The organism is Prevotella sp. C561 (assembly GCF_000224595.1).
Taxonomy (GTDB): Bacteria; Bacteroidota; Bacteroidia; order Bacteroidales; family Bacteroidaceae; genus Prevotella; species Prevotella jejuni.
Window position 1 is genome coordinate 240,876 of the sequence record NZ_JH114139.1, and the last position, 21,928, is coordinate 262,803.

Sequence of the window (21,928 nt, forward strand, 5' to 3'; positions counted from 1 at the left end):
ACTCTCAGAACTTGTTCATCTGTTACCCTGTCTTCCTCATACCCTGTCATGCCCTGACCCCCTGTTACTCCCAGAACTTGTTCATCTGTTACCCTGTCTTCCTCATACCCTGTCATGCGCTACCCCTCTGTTACTCCCAGAACTTGTTCATTTGTTACCCTGTCTCCCTCATACTCTCTGTCCATCGACCCTGTTCACCTGTCTCTTTACCGGCTTTGAAAATTTTAACTGAAAACATTGAACATTTAACAGGATTATTATTAACTTTGCATGTGATAACAAAAAATATGACTATTAGGTTAATTTGTATGAGTTTTAGAGTATAGTCGTCTTAGGCGAATAGCTTGAGGTGTCTTATACAAAATCCGCTTATTGATTAAAACACAGTGTTAGGAAAATGAAGAAAAATGTTTTGAAAGTATTCGTGTCGGCATTAATGGTGATTACAGCCATAGTGAATACAGGATGTAGCAACGAAGCCAGTCTTGCAAGCGATGTACAGCAAGAGCAGGCATCAACAGAAGGTACAGAGCTTTCATTCGATTTTGATCTTGCTGGTTATGGCAAAGAGCAGTCAGTGGCAACCCGTGGTATTGCAGGAGAGGCAAAGGGACGTGTAATTGCCAGCTCTGTTTCAAGTTTAGGTGATGGTCTTGAGGCCTACACAGAGGTAGTAGAGGATGCAAAGCCTCAGACACGTGTTACCTACACAGCAGCTCCAGCACAGAACTACACTATCCTTGCTTATAAGGATGGACAGAAGAAAGGTGAGTGGGTAGGTTCGTATGACGGTTCAAAGTTTACGCCTAAGGCAGGTACTTCTTCTGTTCAGGTGTTGCAGCCAGGAACATACACATTCTTTGTCTTCAGTGATCACTTGACATTCAAGGACGGTAAGATTGTATTCGGTCTGCAGAATGGTTCTATCAATGCACTCTTTAACAATCAGCAAGTAACAATCCTTGCACAGAAGAAGCAAAAGGTTGATTTCCATCTTGTTTCACCATACGCAAGGGTGAGAATGAAGATTAATGGTTTCTCAAGTCAAGCCTTTGAGGGTTCAATCAATGGTGCATTAAAGTATAATGCAGCTGCTGCAAATGATGCAGGTGCCGTTAAAGCAACCTGTACTATTGACCCAGCTGCGGGAACAGCTGTTTATGCTAATGTGACACAGGCAGGTCAGCTTAAGTATCAGAGATTTGAAAATAACATTCAGGGAGCACAAGAGAATGGCGTCGTAAAGACATCTTACATTATCACTCCAGAAGATGCAGGCGTTTATTTCTTGGCTCGGACACGCTTAAATAAGTTGTCATTCCAGTTTGCTCCAGAGGCTTCTGGTACTATCTATAAGAAGCCAGTTTCAGGAAAGGTGCTTCCTCTTAATCTTTCGGATGTAGAGTTGGCAATCGGAACAAGCTATACGATTTCACAGACTATCTATTATTCTGCAGATTATCTCTTCAGTGATGGTACAGTAGGTACATTGGTTCCTAACTTGAAGGCAGGCCGTACACCAGTAGCACTCGTGGTTGATAAGAGTCGTAAGGTAGCTATGGCACTTAAGGATGTTAATGGTACAAAGGCGTGGTCAACGAATTGGAACCTTGGTTCTGAAACAGCCTACGATCAGACTCCATCTGGTTTACAATCTGCTATTGATAAATATGATGGTTATAAAGAGACTTGGGACCCATATTATACGAGAAAAGCTGCAGGACATCTAATGGTGTCAAAAAGAATTAAGGCTGGTTGGCCAGAATTCCAAGCATTTACTGCTGTAGCAAGCTTCGACCCAGTACCTAATAAGAAATGGCATGTCCCTGGTGCAGGTGAATGGAGTCTTGCATTAAAGAAGTTTGGTATAGCAGACCCAACATCAGGTTTTGGAGTAACTCAGGATCATCTTTCATGGGGAGGTGACTTAGGATATAGACTTCAAGAGATACTTTTCTATCAAGCTGATGGAAGTCCATTGAACAATTGGTATTGGTGTGCTAATGAATTATCAAATGATAATAGACATAAGGCTTTCACTGTGACAGCTAATAGTAGCTATGCTCACTTTGGTGCTGCTGCAAAAAATCAACAGACATTGGTGAGACCATTTATCAACTACTAATCCTTATGAGGATACATTAAGAAAGTAGAAACTTAGAATTATATTTATGAATAAGATAGAAGCAAAGAAAAGCTACTTAAAGCCAAGTGTAACATTGTTACACGTTGAGGCAATGAGTATGATCTGTACCAGTGTAGAGCCTGGTCAGATACAGAAGGCAGAATTTGAAAACGGAGGCGAGCACAAGGCCGAGGATGTTGAGTGGTAAGAGGGCTTAAAACGATAGTTCCACCTCTAAGCGTCAAAACAATACGGAAAGTGTTTGTGATGGCTTTCCTATAAGCTGCAGAACGCAGACTGTTGTTTATAACATAATGCGGACGAAACCCATTGGGCGAGTTAAGTATGTGTTGTTCCTTAAAGGAATTATGACACGAAATACTTAATCCCTCCAATGGGTTTCTTTTTGATAGAAGGGGAAAGATTGTTAGACCAATTAGTCCAATATGGTACGTCATCTGGACAGTGCCATTGGCTTCATCTCTTTAGGAGCATGAGGAATGCTGATAGGCAAACCAGAACAGTCTTTCTCTTGGTAAAATCAGGCTGGGATCGACGTACAGTCTGATTTTAATTTGCTGGTGGCATAGCCCCTTGCATCTTCTCTTGGTGTTGCAAAGATACAAGAGTATTTTTGAAGTGGATAATTTCCTGATGCGTGACTTTATGAGCTTATAGTAATTGGAAGCGGTCGCTAAATTTTATAGCGAACTGCTGGACTGTCTGCCCCCAGTATCGTAATGGCTGAGTCCACTTCTTTTTGATGTTATGATAGGCAAGATATTCGGACTTAAAGAGCGTCTCGTTATTTGGGAAGACTCCCTTTGTCTTCGTTACCTTACGAACCTGACGATGATAACCTTTAATAATGTTGGTAGTACACATGCTATGTCTGATTGGCTTCGTATAGTCAAAAAGGTGTGAGAGGTTATTCCACTTGTCACGCCATGACTTAATAACAATAGGATATTGCTTGCCCACTTTTTTTGCATAAATATTTGTTAATATCAAAACAAAAGCCTAACTTTGCACCCCAAAAGGCGGTAGTTTTAGAGAAAATTATATGTCGAAGCTGAAATAAATTAACTGAGTTAAGCTTTCAAGATAAAAAGAACAAAATTAAAGGATAATGAGAAAAAACGAATTGATGGCATCAGAGATGATAGCCAAGGTAGGGAAACTGGCCTATTTGAAACCATCGTGCGCAACATTCTGTGTTGAGTCATCGTCAATGATATGTAGCAGTGTGACAGGTGAAACTGATAATGACGATGTCAGTGGCAACGAACATGACCCTTGGTATACAGGTCAAGGCGATTAAATAAGGCTGTTAGCATTATGCATAACTTGTAGATGACAACTAAGTACATCTACAAGATAGGTGCAACGATTGTAGTAAAATGAAATAATCAAAGGTAGTTTTTAATACGTATTAAAGGAATAAAGAATGAAAACGAAAATTCTTTTGCCACTTATTTGCATGGCAATATCAATCTTTACAGCTTCTTGTTCTTCTGATGACATAGTATCTCCAGAGGCAAAGGAGCAAATGTTAACACTCACCGTCTCTGCTGGTACAGAAGATGAAGCACCAGCAACACGCGCAGAATTGGTTGAAGCTAAAGGTTCTAAAAGTCCATGGAAATGGGAAACTGGGGACAAGTTGATGCTTGTAATCACCAATGCAGGTCAGAAAACTGTTCATACACTCACATTGAAGTCTACAAAGCGTGATGGTCTCAGTGGTGAATTTGAAGGTCAAGTACCAGCAAGCCGCATAACGAACACCAGCACTTACCGCTTCTTCTATGTGGGCAAGACTACTAATGGTAGTGCTGACAGAACCATCAGTGCAAGTGACCTCTCTGCAGGTAACATCAATATTGACCTCTCTCAGCAGACAGGTGAACTTAAGGATTTGAAGAAGAACTGTGTCTTAATGGGTACAGGTAACGTTGTTGCTACAACTGGTGGAAAGGCAGTTACTGACGGAAGTGTTATAATGAAGAACTTATTTGCTGTAGCTCACTTTGCTATTACAGCCAACGACAATACGGCAATTACAAAGGTTGGTCTTCGTGGTAAGGGTGTTTACGCTTCAGCTAATGTAGACTTGAGCACTGGTGCAGTAACAGGTGTTTCAGAGGTTGGTACAGAGATTGACCCAGAGGAGAACATCTTCTTTCCAGCTGGTAAAACCGATTTCTATGTAACCTTCGTTCCAGGTACAGTAGCTCCAGCATTCGATGGTTATTATGCTGATTCTTATACAAGCGTGATTACAACTACACCAGAGACACGCAACTATGATGCAGATAAGTCTTTTGTTTATTATAATGGTGCTAAGGCTAAGTTCTCTGTAAGTGCAACCCAGCAGGTAGCTTTCACAAATGGTAATATGCAGTATGTAATGCCTATCGCTACCTACACATCAGCAATGAATGCTAAGACCCTTAGTGCTAACACACTTATCAGATGGAAGAACTCAGTACCTCTGAAGCTTAAGGCAAATCGCACTGTACACGCAGGTTACTATCGTTTAGCACCAGAGCAGTGGAAAATGGCTATACCTAAACAGGTCAAAGCAGGTACAAACTATGATTATGCCACGATTAAGATTGGTAATGATACATACATATCTCCAGAGAAATATCGTTATTTTGACACACCTTCATGGGGAAACATGAACAATCCAACATTGATTTCCAAATATAACTTTAGATATGATGGAGAAGGGGTGGATACGGAAAATGACTTTGGTAATATGTTATATGTAGGCTCTCAAAAGACGCGTGTGTTAACAACAGACGAGTGGGGTTTCCTTCTTCCTAACAACATGTTACTCACGCAGAATGAAAAGGATCGAAAGGAAAGAAATAACGAACTGAACAATGAACGCTTTTGGGTTAGCTTTGAAAGAAATAGATATTATTTCACAGCGAGATGGGCAAGATGCTTTATTGATGAGAACGGAGACGGCAAGCGAGGAACTAATCCTGCTGAGTTGCGTGGCTATCTTATCTTTCCAGATGACATGACCCTCGATGAGGCTAAAAATGTTTTTACTAATGACACGAAAGTTAAATTTGGAAATGACTCGAGGGTTTATGATAATCCAACAAGCTACGAGAAACTTAAAAACAGTGGTGCTGTCTTCATTCCATTGACGGCTTATAGAGCAGCTGGTACAAAAACTTTGGTTCAATGGGGAAACCATGGTAATTATTTTGCCTCCTCATACAGGAGACAAGGAATACTACATCTTAAGTTCACGGAAACAGGCTTCTCAAATCCAGAGGCAAGTGGATGGGGACAGGGTTGTATGAGCCGTTTGGTACAGAACTATTAATACTTTCATCCGATAACTTCGGATTATATAAATAAGAATCGGTCATTATGATTTCTTACTGTCTTAAGGCAGCAAGAGGTTATAATGACCGATTTGCTTTTGTTCTTTTGTTACTCTGTCTTCCCTTTTATCCAGTCTTGTTTTACTCCTTCTTCCTTTTTGGGTCTTCCGCAATTTGGAGTGATACCTTTTGAGATTAGAACTTTGAAGATAGGTCACACAGAGCAAAGGAGAACACAGAGGTTTTATATAGCAGAAATCGTTAGGCATAGAGGCACCGTTGGTGCGTGGAGGAACAGAGGATATTTGCGAGTGTTATTAATGTTTGGTCTATTTCGCTTCAAAGCAATTGTTTGCAAGGTTTATTAAAATGTTTATTACCCAAGCTATTAGCAATAGCTATCAGCAATACTTACAATTCGAACGTAATTTGTGCCCTTTACAAAAGCTGATTGTGAAAAAAATAGACTAAAAGGTGAGTCTTCCCATGAGGTGAGAAGTAATCACGATCCCCCTGTAAAAACATTTGTTTATTGTGTACATTTCGTCTTAGTGTGTATGTTCTCTAATTTGCAATTCGTGTCATTTGTAGTTCTTTCAATCTAAATGTGTTTATTCTGTTTAAAACTTGATTATTCTGTCTTCTTCGATTGATCAAATGAATATTCTGTCTTTCAATTGTTAATCTAATGTTATACGTCATCAAATAAAGTATATCTTAAAGTTGCTACTACTTAACGAATAAGAAAAGTATTATTGTGGCACAATAATGTCTATTTTTCTTGGAGTTGTATTATGAAATGCTTAATTTTGTAGTTAATACTTTTGGCAGAATGTTCTATAAATGGAAATGATAATTCTAATTTAATTCTTTTTAGAGTAAAAATGATTCTTCGGATATAACTACTTAAATGGATTGCATAGAGTGCATAATGTTATATTGGTGCTCAAATAAGTACAACCACTTTTGATAGTTTTATCAAGTTTACTGGAGTATAGTAAGTGGAAAATCATGATTTATAAAGCCTACATTAAGTAAGAATGCTATGGGTAAGTTCAATGAGAATATAAATAAAGGTTATGGTAATAAAAGAAGAAGTTCTTGAACTCTTGCAAAGCACAGAGACTTATAGAATAGAACGTACGAGTTCAACAGGTGATATGGATAAGTTTCAGGAGGCTATTTGTGCTTTTTCAAACGATTTGCCAAATTCCCGAAAGAAAGGTTATCTTATTTTGGGTGCTTATGACAATGGGACTTTATCTGGACTAAGAGTTGATGATGCCTTGATGAAACGAATAGCGGGGATTCGCTCTGATGGCAATATCTTACCATTACCGATTATGTCAGTAGAAAGGGTTGAGCTTGAAGGTGGCGATTTACTTGTCGTAGAGGTCTCACCAGCTTTGGTTCCACCAGTTCGATATCGTGGTCGTACCTTTATTCGTATAGGACCTCGTCGGGATATTGCAACAGAGTCAGAAGAAAGAGTCCTTTTGGAGAAGAGAACATCTTATATGGCTACTTTTGATGCAACTCCTTGTTTTGGATCATCATTAAAGGATATTGACACTCAGTTTATAAAATATGAATATCTTCCACAGGTAATAGATGCTGATATTCTTAAGACGGATAAACGCTCTTTGCAAGAGCAATTGGCAGCAATCCATCTTTATGACATAGTTCATGACTGTCCTACGAATGCAGCCATTGTGCTTTTTGGGATAAATGCCTCTTTCTTTCTTCATGGCTGTTATGTTCAGTATGTGCATTTCGCAGGAGAAGATACAGGAAGCGAAATTCTTAACGAAAGGCAGATGCGGGGAAGTCTGTGTTCGATACTACCTAAGTTGGAGAGTTTTGTAAAAGATGCTATTGTAACTTCACGTCCAATGCCTGTGAGTATGCTACGAGAACAGATTGTGTTTAACTACCCAGAACTCGCACTTAGAGAGCTACTGATGAATGCTTGTATGCATCGTGATTATCAATCAAATATGCCTATAAGAATTTATCAATTTAGCAATCGTATAGAGATTCTCAATGCTGGAGGCTTATATGGGGAGGCTCGTCCAGAAAATTTCCCTACGGTAAATGATTATCGTAATCCTATTATTGCAGAGGCTATGCGTGGTATGAAGTATGTTAATATGTTTAACCGTGGTATTCAGCGTGTAAAAAATATGCTAAGGGAGAATGGAAATCCAGACCCTATCTTCAATGTCGGTAAAGTAACTGCTTTCGAGGTGACAATACAGCCATCTTTGTCACTTAACTTAGTCACTGATGGAGAAAAAGTGACTAAGTCTGTGACTAAGTCGGCAGAAGTAATGAATGAGATTATTGCCTTGTGTCAACAGCCTAAAAGTCTTACTGAAATTATAACCCATTTGGGACTAAAACATCGTAACAATGCTAAAAGTCGCTATATTGACCCATTGATAAAAGGTGGATTTCTTGAGATGACAATACCTGATAAACCCAATAGTAGGAATCAGAAGTATATAAGTGTATTATCTTAGTCACTTAACTTAGTCACTGATGGAAAAAATGACTAAGTCAGCTGAGATCTTAGAAAGCCACTTAGCTTAATCTGCCCCCCTTAGTGAGAGTCAAAATGTAAATTCTGTTTTCGAATTTCTTTTCAGGTAGACAAGTGAACGAGTTGCTTGTGAAGTAGACATGGTAACATGAGAACAAATTTCTTCTTTATTACAAGCAACTCGTTCACTCCTTCACTTACCTTGTTACTCTGTCTTTTTCGCAAGCAACTTGTTCACTCGTCTACTTGTTCACTCGTCCACTTACTATGTTACTTTGTCTTTGATACAAGCAACTTGTCTACTTGTCTACCCGTTCACTCTATGTTTATATATGTTAAATATTAAATTTTATGTAAGTATTATAAGTATTTAAGTTGTTTGAAAGATAGGTGTCATTAGACCAATCTAATAGTTCGAGCACCAAGAGGAGGTATAATTGACTGCTTATAAGGGCGTTGCGAAGACAAGGACAAAGGAGGTAGCCCCAGTGAGTTAGACAGTTATCGCTCGGAGAAAGCTAAAGGATGTGAACAAGAAAACCTAAATCGGTTACACCTTATTATATATATAGGGGTGAGCAGATGAGAGTTTCTAATAGAGCGTAGTAGTAAGTAAAGCGTACTACTCATTCGAAAGCGAAGGAAAGGTATAACAGGAGTAAGCACACAAGGACCTCTTATATAAGATAGGAGCAAGCGAACAAGGACTTCTGATGTAGCGGAGTAAGCTGTTGAGGACTTCTAAGAGAAAGAAAGACGAGACAGCAGCAGACTACTGACATCGACCCAATTAACAAGAAAAAATTAGGAAAGTAATAAATAAAAGTTTAAAACCTAAACCTGATGAGAATCTTTAAAGAATCAAAGCAGAAGCATCTGTACTTCTCGGCTGCCTTTGCTCTATCATTAGCATTGGCACCAACAGGTGTCTACGCAGGTACAAACACCAGCACTGCAGTACAGGCAGTACAGCAGAATGGTAATCACAAAGTGACCGGTCGTGTCGTTGACTCAACCGGCGAACCGCTCATTGGTGCTACTGTCCTTGTTGAGGGTACCACTAATGGCACAGTAACGGATATTGATGGTAACTATACCCTCAATACCACTGCAAACGCGAAGCTCGTCTTCTCTTACATCGGTTATGCAGCACAGACCATCCCTGTTGGTGGTAAGGGTACGATCGACGTGACATTGAAGGAAGAGGCAAACACCATGAACGAGGTTGTTGTTACCGCCATGGGTATTATGCGTAAGGAAAAGTCTCTCACCTATGCAACGCAGCAGGTGAAGGCAGAGGACCTCATGAAGGTGCAGGATCCTAATGCAGCTAACTCACTCGAAGGTAAGGTAGCTGGTATCACTATTACGCCAAGTGCTGGTGGTGCTGGTGGTGCTTCAAAGATTGTTCTTCGTGGTAACCGTTCTATCCTCGGTAACAGTTCTCCACTCATCGTAGTTGACGGTGTACCAATGAGTAATGGTATTCGTGGTCAGCAGGGTATGGGCGCAGAGGGTTTCGGTTCAACAGGAACTTCTGAGGGTTCTGACCCATTGTCATTGATCAACCCAGACGATATCGAGTCAATCAATGTCCTCAAGGGTGCTAATGCTGCTGCGCTTTACGGTTCACGTGCTGCCAATGGTGTTGTGATGATTACCACCAAGCGTGGTCGTGAAGGTAAGGTTGACATCAACGTAACCTCAAACATCACTTTTGATTCTCCATTGTTGACACCAAAGATTCAGAAGACTTATGGTGCAGCTTATGACCAGGCAACAGGTGCATTGTCATTGAACAACTGGGGTGGTAAGCTCGCAGACCGTGCAGACAACGACCTCGTAGTACGCACTCCATTGGACGAGCGTTGGGTAGGTTATCCAGAGGAGCAGATTGGTACAGACGCAAGTGGCAATCCAATCATGGCACGTCGTCATAATGTTTATCTCCGCAATCGTGCAGGTAACGATGTAGACAACTTCTTCCGTACGGGTGTCACAACAAATAACTCAATCTCACTTTCTGGTGGTACAGAGATAGCACGTACCTACGTGTCTGTGGCAAACAGCCATGCAACAGGTATGATGCGTAACAACTCATACAACCGTAACTCTATCAGTTTCCGTCAGACTTATAATTTCTTCAAGCGTTTGCACATTGATGCATCGATGAACTATACAGAGTCAAAGACAAAGAATCGTCCTGGTGGTGGTACGGTAGGTAACCCTCTCTACCATCTCTATACCGCACCTCAGAACATTGATATGGATTACTATCGTGACCATTACATGAACGCTGAGGGTAAGTGGTTGTCAAATCCAGGTTCATATTACAAACTCAATGGTTCTAACTTCGCTTGGGCAGCTGGTCAGCGCACAACTCTGACTGGTCCACAGCAGGAGTGGGCATACCTCTCTCATCCTAACAACAACCCATATTGGTTGATCAATTCGGGTAACAGTCAGCAGAAGGAGAGCCGCCTCTTCGGTACCTTGCAAGCAAATGTTGACATCTACGACGGTTTGACTTTCCAAGCACGTGTCAACTACAGCCAGATTCGTTTCAAGAATCATGCAACTCGCTTTGCTACTACCTTCCTCCCTGCATCAATGGAAGACTACGGTCGTCTTTGGGATTCAGACGAGAAGACAACAGAGTTCTATACCGACTACCTCTTGTCATATAACAAGACCTTCGGTGACTACTCAGTATCAGCAACAGCAGGTTATGTAGGTCATACCATCAAGGGCGAGTCAAAGGGAACAGACGCCGTTGCAACTTACTACGACCGTCTTATGCGTAAGCTCCCAACAATGGTTAACTACTTCGAGACCAGCGCAGGTGGCTATGGCGTAACAAGCACTTCAAAGAGTTCAAACTGGGACCGCTCATACCTCTTCACAGCACAGTTAGGTTGGAAAGAGACCGTTTACTTCGATGCTTCTTATCGTCGCGACTGGTATCGTCCATTCCGTTACTTCAAGGAGTTGGGTAAGATTGATACCGATAACTACGGTTACTTCGGTGTAGGTGCCAATGCTATCGTAAGTCAGTTGGTGAAGTTGCCAGACTGGTTTAACTTCTTGAAATATCGTGTTTCTTACTCATCAGTAGGTAACTCTATCCCTAATAAGGCATACGGTGCGATGAGCCGTAACCTCCAGACAGGTGCATTGTCAGGTAACAAGTTGCTCGACTTCTCACCAGTACCAGAGGAGACAGGTTCATTCGAGACAGGTATCGAGTCATTGTTCTTGAACAACCGTTTGAGCTTCGACTTCACCTTCTATAACACTATCGTTCGTCACCTCTATATGGAGCTTGGCTCATTGGGTGGTAACACCGAGTTGCTGAACTCTGCAAAGGTACGTAACACTGGTTTCGAGACAACTGTTGGCTACGACTTCAAGTTCGGTAAGGACCTCCGTTGGCGTACATCTTATAACCTCTCATACAACGACAACAAGATTCTTGAGACAGGTTATGATAAGGACGGAACATCACGTAAGTATCAGCAGACTGTAGGTGAGGCAAAGGTAATCTACCAGAAGGGTGGTGCTATTGGTGACATCTATGCAGGCGACTTCATGCGCGATGCAAATGGTCATATCGTATTGACAGCTAAGGGTGAGCCAACATTCGACAAGACAGGTTCAAACGACCGCTTCCTCGGTAACATGAACTCTAAGTGGCAGATGGGTTGGACCAATACCTTTAACTATAAGGAGTTCCAGCTTTCATTCCTCATCAACGGTCGTATCGGTGGTAAGGTACTCTCATTGACAGAGTCTTACCTTGACTATATCGGTGCTTCAGAGCGTACAGAGGCAGCTCGTCTCAGCGCAGAGCGTAACAACATCGTTGCAACCAACTATGGTAACGTACCAGGTATGGAACTCAATGATGGTAGCGGTCGCATCGTTCCTATCCAGTCATATTATCAGGCATTGGGCGCATCAAGCAACCCATCAACCTATCTCTACAACGGAACAAACTTCCGTCTTCGTGAGCTTTCATTGGGTTACACCTTCCGTGACCTCTTCGGTCAGAACCGTAACTTGACCCTCTCATTCATCGCTCGTAACCTGTTCTTCATCTATAAGGATGCACCAACAGACCCAGACGTATCTCTGTCTACACAGAATGGTCTCGGCGCATTTGAGAGCTTCAATATGCCATCTTCACGTTCATTCGGTTTCTCTTTGAAGGCTAACTTCTAAGAGAAAAGGAGTGAGAAAGGAGTGAAGAGCGTGAAAGGGAGTGAGAAACAAATATAATGTTTGACGTCTTGCTCCCCACGTAACAAAACCGTTACTACACATCTTTAGCTCCGAATAAGCTTAAACAATACAATAATATTCAAAAGATAAACAACAATGAAAAGTAAACATATAATCGTACTCATGGCGATGGCATTGCCAACACTGGGTCTACAGTCATGCCTTGACTATGACAACCCTGGTGATGAGTTCAACTCAACAACCAAGAATGTTGAGAAGGTGACAAGCCGTGGTGACGTGGATAAGATTCCTTTCCGTCAGGCTACAGACGCTGCAGCAGCAGATGAGGCACTCAATGCAATGCAAGACTTGCTCGATGCTGGTGTTGGTGGACAGTTCTCTATGCGTGGTGGTAAGAACGGTGAGAACCCAGGTCCACATGCTTATCAGTATCAGTATTCTCTCGGTGTTGACAACTATGCTGAGTACACGGTTGTTCCTCATACTTTCTTCCAGTATTCAAAGATTCGTTTGGCATCGTCATATGCTATCGACCAGAAGTGCTATGGTGGTGCATGGGGTTCATTCACAGAGATGAAAACCTCACTTGTACCTATCTTGAATAATGAGAAGGTAAATGCTGTTCCAGAGTTGAAAGCAGCTTATTTGACCCTCTTCAACCAGCAGGCTGTTGAGGTAGCTGACGTTTATGGTCCAATGCCTTACCGTGAGTTGAAGACTAACTTGCAGGTAGGTCCTTATACTTATAACAAGGTTGAGGATGTCTACAACGATGCTGTTGCCAACCTCGACACTGCCATTGCTTGTTTCCACTACTTCGATCAGAAGCCAGCTGCCTACAAGCAGAAGATTAAGAGTGCGTTTGTTGATCGTTTCGTAGTTATGACCGATGGTGGTGCTGCTGACGGAACGTTGAAGGCATGGGCACGTTATGCCAACTCATTGAAGTTGCGTATCGCTATGCACATGGTAAAGAGCGACCCTGTTCGTGCACAGAAATTGGCTGAAGAGGCTGTTGCTGATGGCGTTATTGAGAACGAGGCACAGAGCGTTTCAATCCGTCCAGGTGTGATGGGCTTTAGTCATCCATTGCCAGGCGTTGAGAGTTGGGGTGATGCTCGTATGAGTGCAACAATGGAAATCACATTGAAGACCTTCAATCACCCTTGGTTGAAATATCTCTTTAAGAAGAATGATAACGTTATTAAGAACAATAAGACAGGCGAGACAACACCTGCTGACAGCCGCATCTGTGGTATCCGTACCGGTACACATCCAGGTGAAGGTCAGGGATATGATGAGAACCAGTATATCGCATTCAGTAAGCTGAACGAGCAGTACTTCAACTCTGCACCACTTTATTTGATGAAGTATGCTGAGGTTTGTTTCCTCCGTGCAGAGGGTGCACTCCGTGGTTGGAACATGGGTGGTTCGGCTCAGCACTTCTATGAGGAGGGTATCCGTCATGGTAACTGTGAGGATCCTGAGATGAAGTCTATGGACGGTGAGAGTCCTAACGGACAGCAGAATGTAAACTGGTATGACTCTTGGATTGACACCTACATGGCACAGGAGAACCCAGTAGCTTATGTTTATAAGGATCCAACTGGTGACACACCAGACGCTGCTTCACCAATCCATGTTGGTGTAAAGTGGAACGACAGCGACTCACAAGAGACAAAACTCGAGAAGATTATCACTCAGAAGTACCTCGCTACTTATCCTAATGGCTTCGAGGCATGGGTTGACCTCCGTCGTACAGGCTTCCCACGTATGTTGCCAGTATTGAACATCGATGAGGCTGATGGTAGTTTAGTTCCTGGTGATATCATGCGTCGTCTGCCATTCCCTGGCACAAGCGACATCGCAACAAAGCAGGATGTTGACAACACTGGTATCCCAGCATTGGGCGGTCCAGACAAGATGGCTACTCGTCTTTTCTGGGATAAGACCACTTCAAACTTCTAAATGAAACTCTGAATTAAAACAATAGCCCAGTAGGGTGGTATAAACGTCACTCTACTGGGATATAAATCTATCAAGTACTAATTACAAAACCTAAATCATATGAATAAAAAATCTACTCTTAGTGCATGGATCATCGCAGCTATGATGGCTATGGCTCCTGTCGGTGTGACTGCACAAACATATTCTTCAACAGCTTCAACACAGGTGTTCGACCTGTCAAAGTTGGGCGATCAGACCCTTCTTGAGCATTTTGCACAACTTCTTGATAACGGCAAGAAATATCCTACTGATGCCGACCTTACTGCATGGGGCATCAAAGACGAGGTAGAGTTTATCCGCTCACACGTCAGAAAGCGTGCTATTGAGTCACGTGCTGACCGACTTCTCCAAGATACTTACGAGAATCGTAACCTCTTTATGAATATCCCTGGTGGTGCTGGAAAGAACCTCGGTGGCTATCCTTCAAAGACATTTGCTAACGATAACTTCTCAATGTGGAACTATACCAACCTGTTTGGTGCCTGGAACTACGGACTTTTCCAAGCACCGGGTTCATGGGCTGATGCTGCTCACCGCAATGGTACAAGCATCTTCGCTGGTATTAAGTTCTTCGATCATACAACGGGTGGAGCTGCTAACAGTTGGGCAAGCTTTATCATGACTCGTAATAGCGATGGTAGCTTCCGCTATACGCATCCTATCATCAACTGTATGCGCTTCCTCGGTTTCGATGGTATCAACTATAACTGGGAAAGCACCAACAAGTATCAGGATGCAGATAACATAGCCTTCCATAAGGAACTTTACAAGATTGCGAAGTCTGAAGGTTTTAACGACTTCAAGATTATGTATTACACAACGAGCTCAAGTCTGACATCATATAGCTCAAGATATATGTGGGGTCAAGATAAGGACAATCGTATCTGTGAGGTGATGTTGAATTACGACAACAGCGACTTCAGTTGGAACATGGGCAGTTCTGTAAAAGAGGCAGAACGCACTATGGGCTCAGCCGATGGTTTATACGCTGGTGTATGGATTGTAAGCATGGACAGACGATGGAATAGTCTTAACAACCAAGATGCTAAGCGTTGTGGTATTTGTCTGTGGGGTGAGCATGCAGAGAGTCGTTTCTGGAGTTATAACACTGGTGGCGATGCTATGTCTCGTATGTCTAACTATCAGGAGTATCTTGAACGTGCTTTCTCTGGTGGCAACCGTAATCCTTTGTATCGTCCAGAGATTAGCAATAGGGGTAATAATGTTGAGGCACAGGGTACCACACCTCCTTTGGCACGTTTCGCTGGTCTTGCTTCTTGGATTCCAGAGCGCACAGCTATCTCAGGCAACCTTCCTTTCGCTACCCACTTCAACACAGGTAATGGCGAACGCTATAACTATAAGGGTAAGAAGACTGCAGGCTCATGGTATAACATGAGTAGCCAAGATGTCGTGCCTACTTATCGTTGGATGGTTGTTAAGCCAGAGACTGAAGTAGCCAGCACAGACGTACAGCCTTCATTCACCAATGAGGATGCTTACACGGGTGGTGCAGCACTTCGCTTGAAGGGTGTCAACAATGCAACTGCTACAGACGTTGTTCTCTTCAAGACTAACCTCACTCCTTCTAAGGGTAAGGTAGTTGCTAAGGTAGCTATCAAGACTGGCAAAGAAGGCAATAACGACTCAAAACTTTCTCTCATCGTACGTGTGAATGGTGCTTGGAAGGCTTATGCATTGGGTAACACCGAGAATGCAAACTGGACAGAGAAGAAGGTTGAGTTGAATGATATCACTGCTGGTCAGAAGATTGAGCGTATCGGTCTGCGTGTGAAGGATTCAGATGCTGACTATAATGTACTTGTTGGTAAACTCGAACTCAACGACGACGTGACAGCAACACCTGCTAACGTGAAGGATTTGACCGTTCAGGTGAAGGAGGAAACAAAGAATTCTCTTTCAGTTAAGGCGGTATGGGGAATTGATAAGGACCCAGGACAGAATCCAACCGTTTATAACGATGAGGCAAATATCGACCACTTCGAGATTCTCTATAAGAACGGTGAGAATGGTAAGGTGTCTGAGGTAGGTCGTACATCACAGTGGGCTACACTCGTTCCTAACATTCAGTTCACAAGTGTTGACGACAAACCTTTCATCGGTGTTCGCTCAGTAAGTACTGACCTTAAGACCTACTCAAAGACACTGTGGATTGCTGTGCCACGTGCTCAGCAGTCTGAACTCCCAGAGGCACAGGAAGAGGGCTACGGAACAGTTGAACTCGACAATGCTGCTGCTGGTGCAGAAACAGCTCGTAAGATTCGTTATGTTCAGAAGTTCCAGACAGAGGGCGGTACAAAGAATATCGACTATACTGCTAACGGTCCTGCAGGTAACGAGACGAACTATGTTGATGCTACGAGTCAAGAACTCGAAGTAGCACAGGGTGCGACAGTGAAAGTGAAGATTAAGGGCTATGAGGCAACTCAGATCAAGGACCAGAGCAATGACGACCTCCGCTATTGTATGGGTAAGGCTTGGATGGATTTCAATGGCGACAAGCAGTTCAACCCAGAGAATCTCTCTGAGAATCCTAACGAGGGTGAGTGTGTTGTATTCTTTGGTCAGGTTCGCAAGGGCGTTCCTGCACAGGTACAGCAGTTGAATGAGTACACCTTCAAGGTTCCTGAAGATGCTAAGCCAGGTCAGAGCCGTCTCCGCCTTGTCTTCTGTGATGCATGGTTCCAGGGCGGTTTGACACCAACTGGTAAGTTCAATAAGGGCTTCGCTATCGACTTCAAGGTGACTATCACTGGTTCTAATGCTGCTCGTGGTGCTAAGGCTGACACCCATGATAAGGGTGTTGCTGACGAGCCAGAGTTGCTCGAGGGTGGTTCTACTAATATCATCTCTGCTAACGTAGGTGGTGCTTCACAGCTTACTGTTGTTAGTGGTAAGGTAGTATTCGAGAATGTTGAACGTGCATGGGTATTCTCTACTGACGGTCAGACTGTAAAGAGCTTGGTTAATCCAAAGTCTTTCAATACAAATGAGTTGCCAGCAGGTGTTTACCTCGTTAAGATGCAGAACAACAATGTTATCCGTACACAAAAGATTACGATTAAGTAATAGGTGATATAAAATGAGGTTATCTGACTTGATTCTATCGAGTCGGGTAGCCTTGTTTTGTTTGGTAGGTAAGCTTTCTGATAATAAGTATGTCCGATAAAACGTGGCTTTTGTTAGGGTAGTGCAACCCTCGTCTTACGAACAGTGGAATGTTCCTTCAGCATCTTTTTTAATGGTGCGGAGCATCCGCACAAGTGGTGTTAAGCCTTCGCACACGATGTGCTAAGCATGAATACGACGAATGGAAATGAGAGATGTGAGGCACAGTTGACACCTATAAAGCTATCGAATGACAGGTAAAGTCTACTAAGCGGTACCAACGAAGGATACAGTTCTCGGACAACGTCTGTTCTCCTAACGAGTGGAGGCAGATCTAAACGGTAATAAGATTTATAATTATTCAATAACATTAAAACCCAAATCAATTATGAGAAGAATTAATTTACTTCTTTTTGGTTGCTGCCTAATTCCATCAACCTTGATGGCACAGGAACTTAAGAGCAACTACATTCAGTGGGGCTTTGAGTCTCAGCAGTTCCCAGGTAAACTGCAGAGCTGGTCAAAGTCGAACCCTAAAATCAATGATGATGATAACTTCTTCATCTCTCGTGTAAAACCAAAGCAGCGTTTCCGTTACGAAGGAACACAGGTTCGTACAGACCTTACAGATACGAACGACAAGAAGCTCCTTGCTTGGTTGCCATGGAACGTGCCAAGTAAGAACGCTCTCCCTGATGGTGTCTTCGACTCTGAGGTGTTCTCAATGTGGCCATACGTTACGCACTGGGGCGACTGGAACTGTGGCTTAGGTCGTATTCCTGCAGCTTTGTTGGACGCAGCACATAAGAATGGTGTGCCTGTATCTTCTGTTGCTGGTATTCCATATGGTGGATTGTCTGGTGCGTGGAGCAGTGCTTTAGAGCAACTTGCTTCAACAGATGTGCAGAAGGCTGCTGCTTACATGAATTACTTTGGTTATGATGGTCTTGGCTACAACTCAGAGTATTCAGAGTATTTTGGTGCTGGTCGTGTAACAAGAAAGCTAAGAGATTTCCATGTGAATCTTAACAAAGCAATCAGACCAACCAACCCAATCTATGAGAATATATGGTATGATGGTACCAATGATAAGGGACGTATCTCTTTTGACCATGGTTTGAATGAGACTAACAAGAGCATATTTGGTGCAAAAGACCAAGAGGCTGCTAACCTCTTCTTCAACTATAACTGGAACTCTTCAACATTGTTGCAGAATACAGTTGAGATGGCTGAAGAGATTGAGCGTAACCCATTAGATATCTATGCTGGTATCAACATGCAGGGTGGTGAGCCACGTACAGGTTCACGTTGGACTTTGTTGAAGAATTATCCAATCTCTATCGGTCTTTGGGGTGCTCACTCACAGAACATGTTCTTCGAGAGTCGTGGTGAGAAGGGTAGTGACCCAGAGACACAGCAGCGCACTTATATGTTGCGTACAGAGCGTTGGTTCTCAAGCGGTTCACGTAACCCGGTTAACTCTCTCCAAATCAATAACAGCTTGAACTACAATGCTGATAATACAGACTTCGCTGGTATGTCAGCGATGATGACCGCACGTAGTTCTATGTCTTGGGACTTGACACAGGAGCCATTGATTACTTACTTCAACCTCGGTAACGGTAAGTTCTTCAACTATGGTGGTGTACGTAAGAACGATCGTCCTTGGGCTAACGTAGGTGTACAGGACTATTTGCCAACATGGCGTTGGTGGTTTGCAAGCAAGTTGCTCGGTCGTACCGCAGCTGATGTTCCTGCAACTGGTCTTGATGCAGAGTTCGTATGGGACGATGCTTACATGGGTGGTTCTACTGTTCGTGTACATGGTTCTACTTCTAAGGAGTATCTCCACCTCTTCAAGACAAAGTATGCTTTGAAGACAGGCGACGTTATCACCTTCCGTTATAAGGTTAAGGGTGGTAAGGCTGATGCTTCTTTGGTATTCGCTACAGAAGATAATGTAAACGCAGAGAAAGCTTATCCAGTACTTGCTTCTACTGATGAGGCTGATGAGGATAAGTGGGTTGAGAAGACTATCACTGTTGGTGGCGACTTGAACGGTAAGACACTTGCACTCGTTGCGCTCAAGATGGAGAATGCTGCCGACTTGAATCTCTACCTCGGTGAGTTCTCAATCGTTCGTGGTAGCTTTGATGCTCCAGCACAGCCAATCGATGTAAAGACAACCTTGTTGCACGCTGCAAAGAATGGCGTTGACGCTAAGATTATCTTCAACATGCCTAACACTAAGGGTCAGGGCGAGCCTTGCTACAACACAGACGTGAAGACTTCTCTCTTCAAGCTCTGGGCTAAGCAGGAGGGTAAGGACCCAATCCTCATGGGTGTAACCACCTCATGGGCAGGTATGTTCTATTCTGTTCCTGTAGACCTTAAGGGTCAGGGCAAGGTGAAGTTTGGTGTATCTGCAGTATCTCTCGATATGAAGAAGGAGAGTGCTATCGCTTGGGGCGAGGATCACGAAATCTTCAATAGCTACGAATATAGCGACGAAATCAAGGCAGACAAGTCTGTTATCAAGCCAAACGAGGCTTTCACTATCGCTTATGTTGACCCACGTCATGAGGCTGGTAACTGGAAGATTGAGCACAATGGTGCAACTGTTGCAAGCAGCAACAATGCTAATGAAATCAAGGTTGAGAATGGTTTGAGCCAGACAGGCTTCTACGATCTCGTTCTTACAGGTGCAGTTAATGAGAATGGTGCACGTGTTAATAAGGAAGTAAGATACGCAAACTACATTCAGATTACTTCTGATGCAGTAGGTGCTGTTCCTCATATCAACAAGCTCACAGCTAACAACAGCGAGTCTTCTATCGAGGTTGTTGCTAACAGCGAGGTAACAATGAAGTACGAGGGTAAGAAGGCTGACGGTTCTGGTTCAAGAGGTATCAAGACTCTCGAGAAGCCAGTAGGCGTTAAAGTTTCTGAGCTTGGTTTCAACAGTACAAGCAAGAACAATATGGCATGGTCACTCGCATTCTGGGTTAAGTTCAATGGCTTCACTGGTGGTACTCAGATTGTAGATATGCGTGACCCAGGTACAGGTTGGCCACAGAACAACTGGGGTACAATGTGGACTACATACGATCCTAACACAGGTGTTTATGAAGTGACACTCCGTGAGAAGAATGCTGGTGGTGCTAAGGAGTACAAACAACGTTGGAAGGTTGACTTCGTTCCAGGTGCTTGGACACACTTTGTATTAGCTATGGAGGGTAATGGTACTACAACCAAACCGATGGTTTATATCAATGGTAAGGCTGCTAAGGCTCATAACTGGGAGTACGATGGTCATAAGGGCGATGGTATTAATCCAGATGGCTTTGCTAACAATGCTTGGTGGGATAATAATGTCCTCGGTATCAGTCTTGGTCGTGCCGGAGCAGCTGCTATTAATGGTACTGTTGATGATGTTAAGTTCTTCAACAAGGCGCTCACAGCAGCAGAGGCTGCTCACACAATGATGTCTACCGATGCTAATGAGGCTGGTTTGAAGGCTTACTGGGACTTCGAGTCTGACGCAGATGCAAGTCACTACTTCGCAAGCAAGGTGGGTACTGCTAAGTTAGCTCACGGTGAATTGAAGGCTGGTGAGGGTGAAGGCGTTACAACGCTTGTTCCAGACGTTCCAACTTACGATGCAGGTAGCGCATTCGTTTCTGGTACATTCCAGGTGAAGACAACAGCAGAGTGGACAGCTAAGAAGGCTACTATCGTTTCACAGGATGGTACTGATATGGCTGGTACTGCTAAGTTGAAGTATGCTAAGGCAGGTGACTATGAAGTTACATTGACATTGAAGAACGCACATGGTTCTGACACTCGTACCTTCCAGGTAATCAAGGTGAAGGCTGATCCAACAGGTATCAACGGCACTGAGGCTGCTGACATGAAGGTTTACGCTATCGATCGTGATGTCCTCTTCGACGTTGAGACACCAGGTAACTACCTCGTTCAGGTATTCTCTACCAATGGTCAGATGGTAGCAAGCAAGGCTGTTTCTGTCAATGGTGCAGAGTCTGTACGTCTCCATCTTGGTGCTCAGGGCGTTTACGTTGTGAATGTCAAGAAGGACGGTAAGACCCTCCGTACAGTTAAGTTTATCTGTAAGTAAATAATTCTTTAAGTGCTGGAAGGAGCTAATCTCCTTCTGGCACTTATATTTTTTCACCTTTTATCTATAACCTCAATTCCGCAGCATTATTCCTTGTGAGGTACTTTTATATATTGAAGTGATATTTTGGGATTAATCCATTGATTTGGGAATTTTCCAGGGTTCTTGGTTCTTGCATAGGCATGAAATCCCCCCACCCAAACCAATGGGGAAGTATGAAAACACCACAAAGAAATACTGTTTATTCAAGGAATACTTCAGCGTAGTAGGTTTTATTTGTATACAGGTTTAGAACGTTCTGCCTTCCCGTTCGCACCCATTTTGCTGGAACGCTGACAAAATGCAGGATAAAGGCTTTCAGTCTACTTGTCTTTTTCAATGGCTTGACCTTTTCGCTG

General features: G+C 43.1%; 10 protein-coding genes and 1 pseudogene. 9 read left to right on the top strand and 2 right to left on the bottom strand.

Translation table 11 applies throughout. The features are described 5' to 3' along the window. Positions 1-397: 397 nt before the first annotated feature. Both HMPREF0666_RS00790 and HMPREF0666_RS17185 read left to right on the top strand, forming a co-directional pair. Complete coding sequence (locus HMPREF0666_RS00790) at positions 398-2,125, top strand: hypothetical protein (protein WP_009010366.1); 1,728 nt, start codon at positions 398-400, stop codon at positions 2,123-2,125. A 46-nt stretch (positions 2,126-2,171) separates the two neighbouring features. Then, on the top strand, positions 2,172-2,333 hold the full coding sequence (locus HMPREF0666_RS17185) for a hypothetical protein (protein WP_009010367.1): 162 nt from the start codon (positions 2,172-2,174) through the stop codon (positions 2,331-2,333). A gap of 464 nt (positions 2,334-2,797) precedes the next feature. Here the strand turns inward: HMPREF0666_RS17185 and HMPREF0666_RS00795 are convergent, their stop codons facing one another. Continuing rightward, entirely contained in the window at positions 2,798-3,106 is a 309-nt protein-coding gene (locus tag HMPREF0666_RS00795) for a transposase (RefSeq protein WP_009010368.1), read from the bottom strand. A gap of 148 nt (positions 3,107-3,254) precedes the next feature. Between HMPREF0666_RS00795 and HMPREF0666_RS17190 the strand changes: the two genes are divergently transcribed. From HMPREF0666_RS17190 to HMPREF0666_RS00825, 7 genes are all read left to right on the top strand, one after another. Next, positions 3,255-3,446, top strand: coding sequence for a hypothetical protein (locus HMPREF0666_RS17190; protein WP_009010369.1), 192 nt, complete (start codon positions 3,255-3,257; stop codon positions 3,444-3,446). Positions 3,447-3,572: 126 nt separating this feature from the next. After that, entirely contained in the window at positions 3,573-5,474 is a 1,902-nt protein-coding gene (locus HMPREF0666_RS00800; RefSeq protein WP_009010370.1) for a hypothetical protein, read from the top strand. Between the two features lie 1,080 nt (positions 5,475-6,554). Continuing rightward, a complete protein-coding gene (locus HMPREF0666_RS00805) occupies positions 6,555-7,997 on the top strand; it encodes a Fic family protein (protein WP_009010372.1) in 1,443 nt (480 codons plus the stop codon). Positions 7,998-8,860: 863 nt separating this feature from the next. Beyond that, positions 8,861-12,238: a SusC/RagA family TonB-linked outer membrane protein gene (locus HMPREF0666_RS00810; RefSeq protein ID WP_009010373.1), complete on the top strand. Its 3,378-nt coding sequence runs from the start codon at positions 8,861-8,863 to the stop codon at positions 12,236-12,238. A 156-nt stretch (positions 12,239-12,394) separates the two neighbouring features. Beyond that, entirely contained in the window at positions 12,395-14,227 is a 1,833-nt protein-coding gene (locus HMPREF0666_RS00815) for a SusD/RagB family nutrient-binding outer membrane lipoprotein (RefSeq protein ID WP_009010374.1), read from the top strand. A 99-nt stretch (positions 14,228-14,326) separates the two neighbouring features. Next, entirely contained in the window at positions 14,327-17,356 is a 3,030-nt protein-coding gene (locus tag HMPREF0666_RS00820) for a GEVED domain-containing protein (RefSeq protein ID WP_009010375.1), read from the top strand. A 427-nt stretch (positions 17,357-17,783) separates the two neighbouring features. Then, positions 17,784-21,530, top strand: a complete 3,747-nt coding sequence (locus tag HMPREF0666_RS00825; RefSeq protein WP_009010376.1) for a T9SS type A sorting domain-containing protein — start codon at positions 17,784-17,786, stop codon at positions 21,528-21,530. A gap of 241 nt (positions 21,531-21,771) precedes the next feature. On the opposite strand, the pseudogene HMPREF0666_RS17195 reads toward HMPREF0666_RS00825, so the two are convergent. After that, positions 21,772-21,928 (bottom strand): annotated as a pseudogene (locus HMPREF0666_RS17195) (IS1380 family transposase); the annotation flags it as partial.